Genomic DNA, 16773 nt, shown 5'->3' with positions numbered 1-16773 from the left:
CTATTATGTGATGATTCAAAAATTATAAACTAGAAGGTTCTTCGTATTTTGGTTAAAAAAGGAAATCGGATTTTTTAGAACGCATAGACCTTTAAAACTGGTTGCCATAGTATAGTAGAAGTTAATATTTATTTTTAAGGAGGCGGTATCGGATGAAGAAATCTATGACAGGTGCGGAGGTTGGAACTGCCGCAGGTATTACCGCAGGAATTGCTGCGGGTATAACAGCAGGAATAGCCACAGCAATCGCCGGACTGCTGGCCGGAGAATATTTTTTTCATATTGCCCTGGATGCATCGACAGATAAATCAGCCCTGTTAAAACCCGCGCCCGGCACAGAGAAAGAAGAAAAAGTGCCGGGAGAGGAACGAAATGCACCAGAAGCAGTAACAATGCTTAAAGCGCAGTACGAAGAACGGGAAATCGTGTCTTTTGACCAGTTAAGACTTCATGGCTATCTGTGCAGACAGAAAAAACCAAATAAAAAATGGGCTGTATTGATCCATGGATATGATGATTCCGGCATGTGGTTTGGACGGGAAGCGCTGGCTTTTTATCAGGCGGGATTTAATCTTCTTCTGCCCGATGCCAGAGGTCACGGAAAGAGCCGGGGTACATATGTGGGAATGGGATGGCATGACCGCCTGGATATCAAAGAATGGATATGCTGGCTTGTGAGGCAATATCCGGATTCGGAAATCGTATTATATGGAGTATCCATGGGAGCTGCTGCGGTCATGATGGCTGCCGGAGAGAAGCTGCCTTCCAATGTAAAGGCAGCGGTGGAAGACTGCGGTTATACGTCCGCCTGGTCGGTTTTGTCATATCAGATGAAGTCCCAGTTCCATCTGCCTGCGTTCCCATTTTTATACTGCGCGGATTTTGTCACCCGCATAAGGGCTGGTTATGGTATGAAGGAGGCGGATGCAATGAAATGCGTGGCAGGGACCAGACTGCCCATGTTTTTTATCCATGGCACGGAGGACCGGTTTGTTCCCTTTGAGATGATGAAGGAGCTCTATGACGCCTGCAGGAGCGAAAAGGAATGTCTTGCAGTGGCAGGCGCGGCCCATGTGCAGGCAGCGCTGGTGGGCGGGGCAGAGTATTGGGACCGGGTGTTTCGGTTTGTGGGCAGGTATTTGGAAAGATAGTAGGCAGAGATATAGATTTCTGGAGATTGATACCAATAAATGGGAGGTTATTTTGGATACCCTAAGCCGATGATTTTCAATCATAAATATTAAGAGTAATGTAAAGGATTTTAACACTTCATATGGTATACTGTTACACAAATGAAATCATCTAAGGAGGAAACACTACATGGACTACAGAATGTTGGGAGATATACTGCCGGCCGTTGAAATCAGGCTGCAGGCGGGAGAGGCTATGTATACGCAGTCCGGAGGCATGGCATGGATGAGCGACGGTTTCACACTGGACTCCAATGTAAAGGGAGGGCTTATGAAGGGACTGGGAAGGATGTTTTCCGGCGAATCCCTGTTTATGGCTACCTATACGGCGTCCAGGCCGGACAGTACCATTGCGTTTGCATCCACTGTGCCGGGGAAGATATTGGCCATAGATACGGCAAAGACCAGCCTGATTTGCCAGAAGGGAGCTTTCCTGTGCGCCCAGACAACCGTAGAAATCAATACCGTACTGACTAAGAAGTTTACGGCCGGATTTTTTGGCGGAGAGGGCTTTATCCTTCAGCAGATACAGGGAAGCGGCATGGCCTTTTTGGAGGTGGATGGAGATGTGGTGGAGAGGGTTCTGGCCCCCGGAGAAGTGATTAAGGTGGATACGGGAAATGTCTTTGCCTTTGAACCCAGCATATCCTATGAAATTGAGACAGTTAAAGGTGTGAAAAATATCCTGTTCGGCGGCGAGGGACTGTTCCTCACAAAACTGACAGGCCCTGGCAAGGTATACATGCAGACCATGAACATTGCGGAATTTACCGGACGGATTGCCCAGGGGCTTCCTGCTTCCAAATAATGAGGGAAATGTTGCAAAAATCCTAAAAAAACCCTTGTATATCTGGAATTTTCATATTATACTTGTTTGGTATGAAAATTGCTGCAAGTGTGCGGCGTATGGAAGCGGGAGTTATTGAATGAGAGTAATCGCAGGCAGTGCCAGAAGGCTGCTTTTAAAGACACTGGATGGGCTGGATACCAGGCCCACCACTGATAGAATCAAAGAAACGCTGTTTAACATGCTTCAGCCGGAATTGGCGGACTGCATGTTCCTGGATCTTTTTTCCGGCAGCGGGGCCATAGGAATTGAAGCGCTGAGCCGGGGAGCCGGTTTGGCTGTAATGATTGAGAACAATCCAAAGGCTTTGGAGTGCATCCGGGAGAACCTGAGCAGGACAAAGCTGGAGGACCGGGCCATGGTGATGGGCTGTGACGTGATAACCGGCCTGAAGCGCCTGGAGGGCAAGAATTACAAGTTTGATATTGTTTTTATGGATCCGCCCTATAATCATGAGTATGAACGGCTGGTTCTGGATTATCTGAACCATTCCCCCATGGTTACGGAGGAAACCCTGATTGTAATTGAGGCATCCAGGGAAACTGAGTTTGGATGGCTGGAAGAATCCGGATGGCATATGATAAAAAGCAAAGAGTACAAGACCAACAAGCATGTGTTCGTTGGCAGAGGAGAGTAGATGAGGACAGCAGTATATCCGGGAAGCTTTGACCCGGTTACATTAGGCCATTATGATATCATAGAGCGCACAGCAAAGATGGTGGATAAATTAATCATCGGGGTCCTTAACAATAAGGCAAAATGCCCGTTGTTTTCTGCCCAGGAACGTGTTAATATGTTAAAGGAAGTGACTTCGTCCCTGCCTAACGTGGAGATTCAGTCATTTGAAGGCCTGCTCATTGACTTTGTGCGCAGGAGTCATGCGGATATCGTGGTCAGAGGACTGCGGGCCATTACGGATTTTGAATACGAACTTCAGATGGCGCAGACCAACAGGGTCATTGCGCCGGAGATTGATACTATATTTTTGACTACGAATTTAAAATATTCATATTTGAGTTCCAGCATTGTGAAAGAGATTGCGGAGTACGAGGGGGATATCAGTGAATTCCTCCATCCGGTCATTGCAGCCAGGGTAAGAGAGAAGCTGGAGGAGAGGAGACGGTTGACATGATGAGTAGGATAGAGCAGTTAATCAGTGAAATCGAGGAATATATAGACAGCTGTAAGTTCCAGGCATTATCAAACAGCAAAATTATTGTCAATAAGGAAGAGCTGGAGGAACTGCTGGTAGAGCTGCGACTCAGGATACCGGATGAAATTAAGAAATATCAGAAAATCATCAGCCAGCAGGAAACCATTTTGAATGAAGCCCAGGCCCAGGCGGATGCCATGCTGGATGATGCCAAGAAGCAGGCGGATTCCATGGTGGCCCAGGCCAGCGAACAGACTTCGGAGATGATTAATGAGCATGAAATCATGCAGCGCGCATATGCCCATGCCAACGAAGTGGTGGAGCAGGCCAGCATACAGGCCCAGGCCATTGTGGACTCTGCTGTGAACGATGCCAATGGAATCCGCCAGAGTTCCATTCAGTATACAGACGACATGCTCCGCAGTCTCCAGACCATCATCAACCATACCATGGAAGGGGCAAGGGGACGTTTTGACGCCTTTATGTCTTCCATGCAGTCCAGCTATGACATTGTTTCCTCAAACCGGAATGAATTGTCAGGAGGCATTGTGAGGCCGGAGGAGGGCGAAGGCCAGGCGCCTCAGGAGATGGATGATGCCCAGCAGCAGGCATAGACTGCCGGCACAGGGATAGGCTATCAGCACAGGGATACATAAAATATAAGACAGGACAGCGCGCTGTGGAGCATTTTCCACAGCATATAATGCCGGATGGACAATCCGGCATTTTTTAATACGCTTTTTGTCTGAAATATGCCTGAAAATCCGCCGAAGGCAGCGGAGCCAATGATAAGTAGGGCTCCCATACTTCCGGGCACGGAGGATGCTATCATCTGGATGCCGGTGGTGATTTCCACACTTCCCAACAGGGCCGGGCGGAGCAGGGGAGGCATCTGAAACGGAAACACGGTCAGATACAGAGCCAGGATAGAGAACAGCATGATATAACCGCCTATTTTGACCATGGTTTCAAAACAGCTCATCATGTGAGTGTCAAAGGAAAAGCAGGCTGTTTTTTCCGGTGCTGCCTGTGCCGCCAAAGGACATGCTTCCTCACGGGTCTGCCGGTTGTAATGATAGCAGCATCTGGCTAATATGGAGATGGGGAGTATGGGAAGATACAGGGCTGCCAGGACAGCCCACAGCGGGCAGGGGGATGCCATGGAGGGAATCAGGGCAATCTGGGCCATTACATATCCCAGCACAAACATGGGACTGGGATGATTGCTGATGGCCAGCAGGTATTTTCCTTCCTGAACAGAGAGTCTGCCCTGGTCTAAAAAGTCGCTGGTGGTCTTGGCACCCATGGGATAACCGCATAACAGCCCGCTCATCAGGCAGAAGCTGCCCTGGTCTGACAGGGACAGGATGCCTGAGAGGATGGGTTTAAAGGGTCCTGTGAGGATATGGATGGCATCCATAGCCACGATGACGCCGGAGCATATCATGAAGGGAAGGAGCGTGGGAAGGACTACATTTCCCCAAAGTACAAGACCCTGCCTGGCACCTTCCAGTGCAAGTCCGGGGTTGAACAACAGCATAAGCAGACAGAGGACAGACAGAACGCCTCCTATGGATTTTTTCATACGCACCTGAATACAATGGTTTATACAAATATATTGTAAAGGGTGGCGGGCTATGCCTTTGATTCTTATTTTGCTGCTGGCGGTATTCCAGTGTTCCATTACCAATTATCTGATTGCGAATCCGGATTATTACCAGCTGGGGCCGTATTCCTGGGAGAGCGATGATTTCAGGGCCATGAGTCTGGGAGATGCGGTGGCAGGGCTTGACAACCTGGATCCGGACATGGTTGCCACCCTGATGGTGGAACATGATTATGACCTTACAGGCATTAAGGACACCAGATATAATAACAGGCTGCTGGCTGCGGCCAGGCCTGCGGACTACCGAAAGCTGAAACATGCATATGAGACCGTCCTGGGGGATTTAGAGTACTTTCCAATTCCAGAGAGCCGGAATAAGGACACGCCGGAGGTGGCGTTTGAGAACGGCTGGATGGACGGGCGGGGATATGTAAGCGGCGGGGAGAACGGCGGAGGGGACAACAGCAGAGAGAACGGTGGCCGGAAAAGCAGCCCAAAACGCCGCCATGAAGGCTGCGATATCATGGGCTCAAAAATGCCGCCCGGATATTATCCTGTTGTCAGCATGACGGACGGAATCATTGAAAAAATAGGGTGGCTGGAAATGGGGGGATGGCGCATAGGCGTGCGGGCTCCCGGGGGAGCCTACCTGTACTATGCGCACCTCTATAGCTATGCCGGAGACTTTAAGGAAGGAGACAGGGTAAAGGCAGGGGAGCTGATCGGATACATGGGGGATACGGGATACGGAAAGACAGAGGGAACCAGGGGGAACTTTGATGTTCATCTCCATGTGGGGATTTATATTAAGACGGACCACAATGAGGAAATGAGCGTGAATCCTTACTGGATTCTCAAATGGCTGGAAAAGAAGCGGCTGGTGTTTACATATTAGGGCTGCTGGCGCGGTACTGGTTGGGGGTCACTCCGGTTATTTTCTTGAACAGGGTGCAGAAATATTTGGCATCCTGATACCCTACCTGGACACAGATCATGTTGATTTTCATGTTTGTATCCTGGAGCAGGCTTTTGGCGCGCTCCATGCGGTAGGAGGTCAGATAATCCACAAAAGAGCGGGACATCTCCTTCATGAATAACCGGCTCAGATACTGGGGGGTGATGTTGAGCTGTTCCGCAACGGAATTCAGGGAAATAGGTTCTTTATAGCTCTTATCTATCACATGAAGGGCCTTTTGTATCAGTGGGGAATAGCCGGCGGACGCGGGTCTGCCCTTGCATGTCTCATAATAGGAATCAATACAGGTCCTGATTTCATGCATGGTTCTGGCAGCCGCCATCTGGTTTACCGCCTCCAGATAGGCCTGTTTGGAGTCAAACTTGACCAGGCCGGATACGGCAGCGGCAAGAATATGTCTGGGATGGCAGGCATTGGCCTGCATCTGGCTGATTTTTTTAAGCAGTATTTTCCTGCATCCGTCAAAGTCGCCGCCGCAGAGCATACGCTGCAGGTCCTTCTTGAAAAATACATCCTCGTTTAATTCTCCCGCCTCCTGCTCCATGTATGTATCGTAGGACAGAAAGCGGGAGCGGCAGGTGATGGTCCAGGGAATGGCACTCCGGAGCTGTTCAAAGGCAAGAAGCCAGTTTGAAATAAAACCAGCCTGCCGTGTTTCATAAATGCAGGTCAGATGCTCGTATGGCTCCAGCAGGGATGAAATACGGTCAATTTTGCCGTGGTTAATCATGTGGTTCGTAAAGCCTATGAGGATGCCACGGTAGTGCTTATCCGGCAGGGTCAGGATATAATGGCCCCGCTCTTCTATGACAGCTTCCTTGACCTCCAGGGGAAGATGGTGTTCCCGTTCCATATAGACCACGGCCAAAAAATAATCCGTATAGCAGAAAGGGGCCAGGCGTTCCGTGAGAAGCACCGAATCTTCATCGGATAAGAGATGGCATAGCTGGGGATTCTGGCTGTTTCTTTTTTTGTTCAGGTCTTTCAATTTGACTTCAATGAGATTCCTGAGTTTTGAGGGGACCACCGGTTTCAGGATATAATCTTCCACATGGTATTGCAGGGCCTTTCTGGCATATTCAAATTCCGCGTATCCGGTCAGCAGATATATGGTGCCTGCAAATCCCTTTTTGCAGAGCTTTTCCGTCATCACAAGTCCGTCCCAGACAGGCATGTGGATATCGCTGATGATGATATCCGGATTCCATCGTATGGCCTTTAAGCAGCCTTCCCGTCCATCGCAGGCAGTGTCGATTTCCAGGTTCGGTATGGGTGCAAGCGTGGATTTCAGCCCTTTTCTTGAGTTTTCTTCATCTTCCACAATCAACAATCGAAACATATTTTTCACTCCATTTCATTCATTGGTATAAATATCTTAAAGCAGGTGCCCATAGGAGAGGATGACACAAAAATACGGCTGTGAGGATAATAGCCCTTTGTGCGGTAAGCAATATTAGTCAGCCCTATGCCGGTAAAGGCGGACCGTCCTGTGGTAAAGAGAAGATTGATTTCCCTCACCTTATCTTCCGGTATGCCGCAGCCGTTGTCAGCCACCTGAAGGAGCAGGTGGGATTGGCCGGTGATACGGCAGGCAATCTCCAGACGGCCCTTGCGGGGCAGATTTTCAAATCCGTGAATCAGGGCGTTTTCCAAAAACGGCTGTAAAAGCAGCTTATGGATATAAATTCGCCTGCCCTTTGTCAGGTCGTGTATGTCGTAGGAGAAACGGCCGTGAAACCGGCTTTTCTGTAAATCCAGATAATTCTGCATCCAGCAGATTTCATCCTGGAGAGGAACCACGCAGTTCATATTATATACTGTGTGGCGCAGAATGGCAGCCAGCTTGTTGAGCTGTTCGCTTACGGTCAGACAGTTTTCCTGGGCAGCCGTCCAACAGATGGAATCCAGGGTGTTGAACAAAAAGTGGGGATTGATTTGGAGCTCCAGAGATTTTAACTCAGCCTCGCAGATTTTCTTATACTGCTGCTTGTTTTCATCCAACAGGCCCCGGATCTGCCCCAGCATCCGGTTAAAGGAAGATTCTATGATGCGAAGCTCATTCCTGCTCATGTTCCTGATTTCCACATCCAGATGATGCTCGTCAAACAGATTCATTTTGGCGGCCACATTTTCAATGGAGAATATGAACTTGTGGCAGAGCACATAGGCGACCAGCATGGACACCAGCAGGATGGCTGATATGGCCAGGGTAATGGTGGTCCACAGCGCCTCCAGGTCCTTTGTCATCTGTCTGTAATCCACTATATTTATAAGGTGCAGGTCAAAATGCTCCAGCGGTATCTGGGATACCAGATAATCCCCCTGCATGTCCCCGGAGTCAGAGGAGAGGCTGTCCCAGTCTATGGCTTTGTAGTTTTCCAGGCTGCCAAGGATTTTTCCGGTGTTTCTGTCCTTGGAACAGATAAGCCTTCCGGAGGAATCCACCAGTAGTTTATCCGTAAAGGGATAGACCTGGGAATCCGGGTTATTGATGGCAGAGTTCATCTTATCCGGTGAGATGAACAGAAGTATGCTGCCGGTTATTTTCATTTTTTCATAATGGATGGTTCTGCTGCCCAGAAAGAATACCGGGTGCTCTGGGTCATAATAAGGGCTGCCGTCGTGGACGGAACCAATGATGGAACGGGTCGACGAGAGAAGAAGCTGGTTCAGTTCTTCCTTATTCGCCTCAAAATAATCTATGATTGGCTGGGTTTTCTGGCGTTTCTGAACGTAGATATAGGGGGTGCCGGTGGTGCTGATGACACACAATGCCTGTATTTCCGGGTACATGAGAATATTGGCTTTGATATATGTTTCCAGCGACTCAGAGATGCGCCTGTATTCTGCGGAATCAGGAGATACCTTGGACAGTTCCAGTATATTATCCATGCAGGTAACATCGGTGGATATCTGGAACAGGATACGTTTGTAATCCGTCAGCACGTTATTGATGCTGTTCTGGGTCAGCTGCAGGTTATCTGCCAGGAGGGAGTGGTTTTTAGTAAACAGCATTTCGGAAGTCTTTTCATAGTTAAAAAGCTGAATGCTGATGACCGGGAGAAAGGTCACAAAGAACAGGAAAATGGTAATCTGGTATCGTATTTTATATAAAAAATGTCCCTTTATCCATGGGATGAATTTTCTCACATAAATCCCCCCTCGCGCCGAAATGTAGTACTAATAAGTGGCTTAATTATAATTTTAACCATCAAAATAGTCAATATGGTTTAAAAAAGTGGAATGTATTTTGGTTAAAATATCAAAATGAAGTTAAAATAATGGAATTCCCTAAATTGGATTAAATGGATATACTTAAGACATCAGATGACAGAAAATACAGGAGGGGATTACATGAAAAAACGTTTATTCACAAGAGGAATTGCCCTTGGGCTGGCAGCGGTGATGCTGGCAGGGTGTTCCGGTTCCGGCACCAGTACCAGTCAGGGCAGCACAGACGCAGGCACCACAGGCCAGTCCGCAGAAACCCAGGCGTCTCAGGGACAGGAGCAGACCACCATTGAAATGTGGTATCACATTTCTCCGGACCAGGCAACGCTTCTGCTTCAGATGATTGATGAGTTCCAGGAACTGCATCCCGGCATCAAGGTGGAAACCCAGAGCGTGGCTTTCGCGGAAATCAAGAAACAGCTGTCCATTGGCGTGGCTGCGGATCAGCTGCCGGACGTTACGCTTTGTGATACCGTGGACAATGTTTCATTTGCAGCCATGGGAGCAGCCATGGATATCACAAGCGAGGTGGAGGCCTGGGGAGAGCTGGAGAATTATTTTGAGGCACCGGTGAACTCTGCCCGGTACGAGGATAAGTATTACGGGGTTCCCTATTATAGCAACTGTCTTGCCATCATGTATAATAAAGACATTTTTGATGAAATGGGACTGGAGTATCCTGACAGCGGCTGGACCTGGGATGACTTTAAGGACATGACGGCCAAGACAACCACGGCAGACCATTACGGGCTTACAATGTCCCTGATTAAATCAGAGGAAGGGACCTTTGATGTGCTTCCGTTTATCTGGCAGGCAGGGGCGGATTATGACAGTCTGGATTCAGAGGGGGCCAGGGAAGCCCTTACCATGATTAATGATTTCTACCAGAACGGATATATGAGCAAGGAGCTGATATCCATGACCCAGGCAGATATGTGCGCTTCTCTGTTCGCAACCGGCAAGTCGGCCATGATGGTGGCAGGAAGCTGGCTGAATACCAATATCCAGAATGAGAACCCGGATCTGAATTACGGCGTGGTTACCTTCCCCAACTACAAAAATGCCGCTTCTCCCATAGGTGGAGGGAACATCATGATGATGAAGGATGACAACAGGGAAGCGTCCTGGGAATTAATGAAATTCCTCAGCAGCAAAGAGAATTCCAGGAAATTCTGTGAGGATGCCGGTTACATATCACCAAGGGAAGATGCTGTGGCGGAGAGTACCCTGTGGCTGAATGACCCAATTCTTTCGGTCTATACGGAACAGTTAAAGCTTGCCAAGGCCAGGGGGCCTCATCCGAAATGGCCTGAGATTTCCAGTGCGATTCAGTTTGCGTACCAGGATGTGCTCTCGGGTGCCAAATCAGTGGACGATGCACTGAAGCAGGCAGCGGCAGAGGTTGCGGAAATCATCAGCGAATAAAGAAGAGGGCGCGCAGCAGCGCCCTTTTTGCGAAATGGAGTGGGAATATGGGAAGTAAGAAAGGATATTTCTTTAAGAAGAAGCTGACACTGTTTGCGTTTGTCCTGCCGGGTGCAGCGTTCATGACCATCATGATTATTTTTCCGATTATAAGCAATATAATCATGAGCTTTAAGAATGTGGATTTGATGAATTTTGCCACAGGCGACAGCCATTTTGTGGGACTTAAGATTTACCAGAAAATATGCAGGACAGAGGTCACCTGGATTGCCGTAAAGAATACCCTGGTATTCACCCTGTGGTGTCTTGTATTCCAGTTCCCCATCGGGTTTCTCATGGCGCTGTTTTTCGGCCAGGATTTTAAGGGAGCCGGACCCCTGCGGGCCGTCAATGTGGTGGCCTGGATGATTCCCATGGTTGCGGTAGCCGGTGTGTTCAAATACATGTTCAACAGCGATATAGGAATCATGAACCGTATACTGATGGGGCTGCACCTGATTCAGAAGCCGGTGGAATGGCTGGCACATGGGAATACGGCCATGGCAGCCATTATAATCGCAAACATATGGAAGGGAGTTCCGTTTAACATGATTCTTCTGGCAACGGCGCTGACCACAGTACCCCAGGATATCTATGAATCAGCCAGTATTGACGGAGCCACCAGAATACAAAGATTCTTTTATATTACAGTGCCTCTTTTGAGGCCGGCCATCATATCGGTGCTAACACTGGGATTCATCTATACCTTTAAGGTGTTTGACCTGGTGTATGTGATGACGGGGGGTGGACCTGGATCTTCCACGGAGATGCTGTCCACCCTGGCTTACCGCTATTCCTTCAGTGAATATAACTTCTCCCAGGGAGCGGCTGTGGCCAACATTCTGTTTGTAATGCTTATGGCGGTGGGAATGATTTATATTCATATTGTGACGCGGGAAGATGAAAATTAGGAGGTGAGGACTATGAAGGATAGAAAACGTATGGAAGGCCGGAGGAAGGCAGCGCTGACAGCCGCAGGCATACTGGTTACCTGTGTATTCCTGTTTCCTTTGTACTGGATGGTGGCCACATCGCTCAGACCGCCGGGGGAATCCTTTTCCAACCCGTCCTTTTTTCCCAGCAGGATTGTGTTTGATTCATATATCCTGAAAAATGAACATGGGATCAGCCTGTTCACATATCTTAAAAACAGTGTTGTGGTTTCGTTCGGGGCAACAGCCCTCACCCTGGTTTTAGGGGTTCCGGCCTCCTATGGGCTGGCAAGGTTTAAAAGCAGGATGATAAGCGTGCTTTTGTTCATCTTCCTGGTGGCTCAGATGCTGCCCAGCTCACTGATTTTGACGCCTCTGTTTGTAAATTTTAACAAACTGGGGTTAATCAACAATCATCTGGGAGTCATCCTGTCCGACGCAACCATTACCATACCATTTGTGGTCATCATACTGAGGACATATTTTAAAGACATACCCAAAGAACTGGAGGAGGCCGCCATTATTGACGGATGCGGTCCCCTGGGGACATTCATCCGCATCATGGTTCCCATCAGCTATCCGGGTATCGTGACAGCCACTTCCATGGCCCTGTTCATGTCCTGGGGCGACATGGTGTTCTCCCTGACATTCCTGAATCAGGAAAAGCTAAAGACCCTGCCGCTGATTCTTTACAAGGCCATGGGCGAGCTGGGAGTCAGATGGGAGATTTTAATGGCCTACTCAACCGTAGTGGTGCTTCCCATTGTTATTGTGTTTATCTGTCTGCAGAAATACATAGTCAGCGGTCTGACCGCCGGCTCAGTCAAAGGGTGAGAGGAGTAAAAAGATGGAGAAAAGCCTTGGAGAAATCATGCACGGTCTATCCGAAGAAAACATAGCCCGTGAGGAAGAATTATTTGAGAACATGCCTGTATTTCCCAGAATCAGCCGGTCAAAGAACCTGACCATGCTGCTGGTGCACAGGGTGAAATCCTGCACCCCTGTCCCAAAGGGATGCGATATCCTGGCAGAGGGCTTGTATGTGGATGAAAATTATACATACAGGTATCTGGATTACCGCCATGTGTTTACAGAAAAGCCAAACCGCAGTACCCTTTCCATACAGCTCAGATTTGTCAATGAGAATACGCTGCGGGTCACCATGGCGGAGGGTTTTTGTGTGCCGGAAAACAGGACGGAAATGATTGGGGATATGGAAGAGACGGAATGCAGCGTCACCTGTTCTGAATCAGAGGACCAGATTGTAATGGCAACCGGATGTATGACAGCTGTGATTCAGAAAAGTCCCTGGAACCTTTCTGTCAAAAACAGGGATGGGGAGGTCATATACCGCCAGTTCGGCAGGGACTGCCATTCCTTTATGCCCTATGAGATTTGTCCCATGGGATTCCTGTTTGACAGAAACACAAAGGAACAATATGCCTGTGAGGCGGCATGGTCCGATCCCTATGAGGAGTTTTACGGATTGGGGGAGAATTTTACATCTGTGTCAAGAAAGGGCCGACTGTTCGATTTGTGGAACACCAATTCCCTTGGGGTAAACACGGAAAGGGGATATAAATATATTCCTTTTTATATGAGTTCCAGGGGATACGGGATTTTTTATAATACATCCAGGAAAATACGGTGTGATTTGGGGGCAACCTTATCCAAGGCAAGCTATACCATGGTGGAAGGAGCTCTGTTAGATTATTTTCTGATGACAGGGGACGCGATAAAGGACATTATTCCGGCGTATCACAGGCTGACAGGACTGCCTGCGGTGCCTCCCAAATGGTCCTTCGGAATCTGGATGAGTAAAATCAGTTACGGCACCAGGGAAGAAGTGGAGCGGGTGGCCGGACAGATGAGAAGCAGCAGGCTTCCATGTGACGTCATACATATTGATACGGACTGGTTTACGGAAAACTGGGTGTGTGACTGGAAGTTTGACGAGAAAAAATTCCCAAAGGTGGAGGAGATGATTGAAAAACTCCATCAGGACGGATATAAGCTGTCCCTCTGGCAGCTTCCCTATATTGAACGGGGAAAGACCTCCTATGAGGTTTATGACGAGGCGGCTGCCAACGGATATTTTGCCGGAAATCCGGACGGTGACCTTCAGTTTCCTCACGGACTTATTGACTTCACCAATCCGGAGGCAGTTCACTGGTATAAGGAAAAACTGATAAAACCACTGCTCAGGAAGGGCGTGGATGTCATCAAGGTTGACTTTGGGGAATCCGCCCCGGCATTTTTTAAGTATGCAGGCGCCGACGGCAGGGACATGCATAACCTGTATGCCCTGTTGTACAATAAGGCCGCATACGAGGCCGCTAAGGAGGAATTTGGGGAAGATAAGGCCCTCATATGGGCCAGAAGCGCCTGGGCCGGCTCCCAGAAATATCCGGTTCACTGGGGCGGTGATGCGGGAACGGATTTTGGAAGCCTTGCAAGCTCCGTTAAAGGCTGTCTGAACCTGTCCCTCAGCGGAATTCCATTCTGGTCCAGCGACATAGGGGGATTCTGGTTTGAGAGCAGCCCGGAGCTTTATATCCGGTGGCTGGAATTTGGCATGTTCTGCTCCCACGCCAGGTTCCATGGCTTTTATTCCAGGGAGCCATGGGATTTTGGCCAGCAGGCAGTTGATGTTTACAGGAAATACGCGGGCCTGCGTTACCGCCTGATTCCATACATCTATAACCAGGCCCTGGCTGTCAGGGAAGAGGACACACTGATACACAGGCCGGTGTTCTATGACTATCCGTCAGATTTAAGCGCGGCCGGTCTGGATACCCAGTATCTGTTTGGAAAAGAGCTTATGGTCATTCCTGTGTTAAATGAAGATAATTCAGTGAGAATCTATCTTCCCCGGGGTCAGTGGACGGATTTTTACGACGATACGGTTGAGGAAGGCGGGAAATGGATGGAACAGGTGGTTCCGTTAGATAAGATACCGGTCTATGTAAGGGAGAACGCCATTATCCCCATTGGGCCTGAAATGGAATATATAGGACAGAAGGAAGATGACCAGTGGGAAATCCACTGTTATCCAATGGAGGGCAAAGGACGGCTCTGTTCCTATGAACACGGATTTACAGTTGAAATGCACGCATCGGCTGACCGGGTCAAAATTGACTGCACCAGAACGGACATGAACCTTACCTTTGTCCTGCACAACATAAGACCGGCCGGAGTGCAGGCTGACGGACAGGACATTGGTTTCAGGATGGACCATAAAAGGACTTATATCCATATGGGCAATCGGATGCAGGACCATGATATCCATATGGTCATAGAGAAAGGAGAGCAGTAAGTGGCATATTACACAATACCCAGGTATGAGGGAAAGACAGAAGGAAACCGCATCATATGGGAGACGGCAGGAGAGCTGGTCTATATCGAACCATACGGAAGGGACGCCATACGGTTCCGCTCCAGTAAGAGCCTGCGCATTGATGAAGCTCTCAACTGGACTCTGGAGGAACCGGCCTCTCCTGAGGGAGTTATCATAGAAGCGGATGATGAAAAGGCCTGCATGACAAACGGTAAAATACAGGTGACGATTACGGGCGACGGCACCGTCACCTACCGGAACACCCGGACAGGAAAGGTGCTTCTGGAGGAATACTGGATTGACGGAAGGGTACACACGGCCCCTCTCCGCAGGGCCAGGGAATACAGGGTCACATCAGGCAATCAGTTTAAGATAAGCCTGTACTTTAAGGCGGAGCCGGGCGAGCATTTTTACGGAATGGGACAGGACGCCAATGACTGCTTTGATTTAAAGGGGAGCACGGTGGAGCTGCTTCAGAAGAACGGAAAATGCACCATCCCCTATACATATTCATCCAGGGGATATGGATTCATATGGAACAATCCAGCCATAGGCCGCGCTGAATTTGTCAACAACCATACCATGTGGCATGTACAGTGCGCAAAGCAGATTGACTATGTGATCATAGCAGGGGACACGCCGGGAGAGATCAATGAGAAATTTACCGCCATCACAGGCCGGGCTCCCATGCTGCCTGAGTGGGCCGCGGGTTTCTGGCAGTGCAAGCTGCGCTATGAGACCCAGGAGGAGCTGCTTCAGGTGGCCAGGGAGTATAAAAGAAGGGGACTTCCCATTTCAGTCATAGTCATTGATTATTTTCACTGGACCATGCAGGGAGAATGGAAGTTTGATCCTGAGAAATGGCCTGATCCCAAGGCCATGGTCAGTGAGCTGGAGTCCATGGGTATCAAACTGATGGTGTCCGTCTGGCCTACCATAGACCCAAGGAGTGAAAATTATGCATATATGAGAGAGCATAATTACATTCTCAGGGGAGAGCGGGGAGTGGACGTGGTATTTATGTTCTTTGGTCCCCAGACTTATGTGGATACCACCCATCCGGGAGCCCGGGAATTTTTCTGGTCCAGGGCAAAGAAAAATTACTATGACTATGGAATTCGTACTTTCTGGCTGGATGAGGCGGAGCCGGAGATGCGGCCCTATGATTACGACAATGTCCGCATGTACCTTGGAAACGGGGAGGAGGTCAGCAATATCTATTGCGTGGGGTTTGCAAAGGCATTTTACGACGGCCTGAAAGCCCAGGGTGAGGAAGTGTGCAACCTGGTCAGATGCGCATGGCTGGGCTCCCAGCGGTATGGAGTCGTACTATGGTCGGGGGACATTGCTTCCACCTTTGACAGCCTGAGAAAACAGCTGAAGGCAGGGCTTAACGTGGCCATGTGCGGGATACCCTGGTGGACCACGGATATCGGCGGGTTCATCAATGGGGATCCGGAGTCGGAAGAATTCCGGGAGCTGATGATTAGATGGTTTGAATTCGGCGTATTCTGCCCTATATTCCGCCTTCACGGATTCAGGCTTCCCTATCCGGTAAGGGATATATTGAATCCGGACGGTTACTGCGGTTCAGGAGGTCCCAATGAGGTATGGAGTTTTGGTGAGGAGGCCTATGAAATCATCCGCCGGTATATGTATGTCAGAGAAGAATTAAAGCCGTATATCATGGGGCAGATGAAGCTGGCCTCTGAAGACGGAACACCAGTCATGCGTCCTTTGTTTTACGATTTTTGCGGTGATAAAAATGTATATGACATAGGGGATGAGTATATGTTCGGACCGGACCTTCTGGTGGCCCCGGTGGTGGAGCTGGGAGCCAGAAAGCGGATGGTCTATCTGCCGGAGGGATGCAGGTGGAAGGACGCGGGAACGGGCATGGTATATGACGGCGGAACGCGGATTGAGGCAGATGCGCCTCTGGATACCATTCCATTGTTCCTGAAGGAGGATGCCAGGCTGTCCCTGCAGATGAAACCAAGCACCGCTGAAACCAGGCACCGCGGATGAAATAGAGGG

Annotated in this window: 14 protein-coding genes; 11 read left to right on the top strand and 3 right to left on the bottom strand. The window is 49.2% G+C overall.

The window, feature by feature from the left end; translation table 11 throughout:
* Window positions 1-152: 152 nt before the first annotated feature.
* The 5 genes from LI015_RS08420 to LI015_RS08400 all read left to right on the top strand — a co-directional run bounded on the left by LI015_RS08420 (window position 153) and on the right by LI015_RS08400 (window position 3804).
* On the top strand, window positions 153-1151 hold the full coding sequence (locus LI015_RS08420) for an alpha/beta hydrolase (RefSeq protein ID WP_227124553.1): 999 nt from the start codon (window positions 153-155) through the stop codon (window positions 1149-1151).
* A gap of 169 nt (window positions 1152-1320) precedes the next feature.
* Window positions 1321-1998, top strand: coding sequence for a TIGR00266 family protein (locus LI015_RS08415; protein ID WP_054355089.1), 678 nt, complete (start codon window positions 1321-1323; stop codon window positions 1996-1998).
* Window positions 1999-2116: 118 nt separating this feature from the next.
* On the top strand, window positions 2117-2674 hold the full coding sequence (gene rsmD / locus LI015_RS08410) for a 16S rRNA (guanine(966)-N(2))-methyltransferase RsmD (RefSeq protein WP_054355090.1): 558 nt from the start codon (window positions 2117-2119) through the stop codon (window positions 2672-2674).
* Window positions 2675-3169, top strand: a complete 495-nt coding sequence (gene coaD, locus LI015_RS08405; RefSeq protein ID WP_002567537.1) for a pantetheine-phosphate adenylyltransferase — start codon at window positions 2675-2677, stop codon at window positions 3167-3169. It abuts the gene before it with no gap.
* On the top strand, window positions 3166-3804 hold the full coding sequence (locus tag LI015_RS08400) for a hypothetical protein (RefSeq protein ID WP_002567538.1): 639 nt from the start codon (window positions 3166-3168) through the stop codon (window positions 3802-3804). The genes coaD and LI015_RS08400 overlap by 4 nt, the downstream gene beginning before the upstream one ends.
* Window positions 3805-3827: 23 nt before the next feature.
* Here the strand turns inward: LI015_RS08400 and LI015_RS08395 are convergent, their stop codons facing one another.
* Window positions 3828-4775 (bottom strand): hypothetical protein, encoded by a 948-nt coding sequence (locus tag LI015_RS08395; protein ID WP_002567539.1) that lies wholly within the window; start codon window positions 4773-4775, stop codon window positions 3828-3830.
* Window positions 4776-4827: 52 nt separating this feature from the next.
* Between LI015_RS08395 and LI015_RS08390 the strand changes: the two genes are divergently transcribed.
* Window positions 4828-5691 (top strand): M23 family metallopeptidase, encoded by an 864-nt coding sequence (locus LI015_RS08390; protein WP_227124552.1) that lies wholly within the window; start codon window positions 4828-4830, stop codon window positions 5689-5691.
* On the opposite strand, the gene LI015_RS08385 is transcribed toward LI015_RS08390, so the two are convergent.
* Both LI015_RS08385 and LI015_RS28355 read right to left on the bottom strand, forming a co-directional pair.
* Window positions 5681-7111 carry a response regulator transcription factor gene (locus tag LI015_RS08385; RefSeq protein WP_227124551.1) on the bottom strand — a complete coding sequence of 477 codons (1431 nt, stop codon included), beginning with the start codon at window positions 7109-7111 and terminating at the stop codon, window positions 5681-5683. The genes LI015_RS08390 and LI015_RS08385 overlap by 11 nt on opposite strands.
* Before the next feature lie 5 nt (window positions 7112-7116).
* Window positions 7117-8922 carry a sensor histidine kinase gene (locus LI015_RS28355; RefSeq protein WP_117625817.1) on the bottom strand — a complete coding sequence of 602 codons (1806 nt, stop codon included), beginning with the start codon at window positions 8920-8922 and terminating at the stop codon, window positions 7117-7119.
* Between the two features lie 204 nt (window positions 8923-9126).
* Between LI015_RS28355 and LI015_RS08375 the strand changes: the two genes are divergently transcribed.
* Genes LI015_RS08375 through LI015_RS08355 form a run of 5 tightly spaced genes read left to right on the top strand, consistent with a single transcriptional unit; the run spans window position 9127 to window position 16764 of the window.
* Entirely contained in the window at window positions 9127-10428 is a 1302-nt protein-coding gene (locus LI015_RS08375; protein ID WP_128132248.1) for an ABC transporter substrate-binding protein, read from the top strand.
* A 47-nt stretch (window positions 10429-10475) separates the two neighbouring features.
* A complete protein-coding gene (locus tag LI015_RS08370; protein ID WP_002567544.1) occupies window positions 10476-11378 on the top strand; it encodes a carbohydrate ABC transporter permease in 903 nt (300 codons plus the stop codon).
* Between the two features lie 12 nt (window positions 11379-11390).
* Window positions 11391-12233, top strand: a complete 843-nt coding sequence (locus tag LI015_RS08365) for a carbohydrate ABC transporter permease (protein WP_002567545.1) — start codon at window positions 11391-11393, stop codon at window positions 12231-12233.
* Between the two features lie 13 nt (window positions 12234-12246).
* Window positions 12247-14715 carry a TIM-barrel domain-containing protein gene (locus tag LI015_RS08360; protein WP_054354745.1) on the top strand — a complete coding sequence of 823 codons (2469 nt, stop codon included), beginning with the start codon at window positions 12247-12249 and terminating at the stop codon, window positions 14713-14715.
* On the top strand, window positions 14716-16764 hold the full coding sequence (locus LI015_RS08355; RefSeq protein WP_227124550.1) for a glycoside hydrolase family 31 protein: 2049 nt from the start codon (window positions 14716-14718) through the stop codon (window positions 16762-16764).
* Window positions 16765-16773 lie beyond the last annotated feature (9 nt).

The organism is Enterocloster sp. 210928-DFI.2.20 (assembly GCF_020554465.1).
Taxonomy (GTDB): domain Bacteria; phylum Bacillota; class Clostridia; order Lachnospirales; family Lachnospiraceae; genus Enterocloster; species Enterocloster bolteae.
This window is presented reverse-complemented; position numbering and strand designations above follow the sequence as displayed.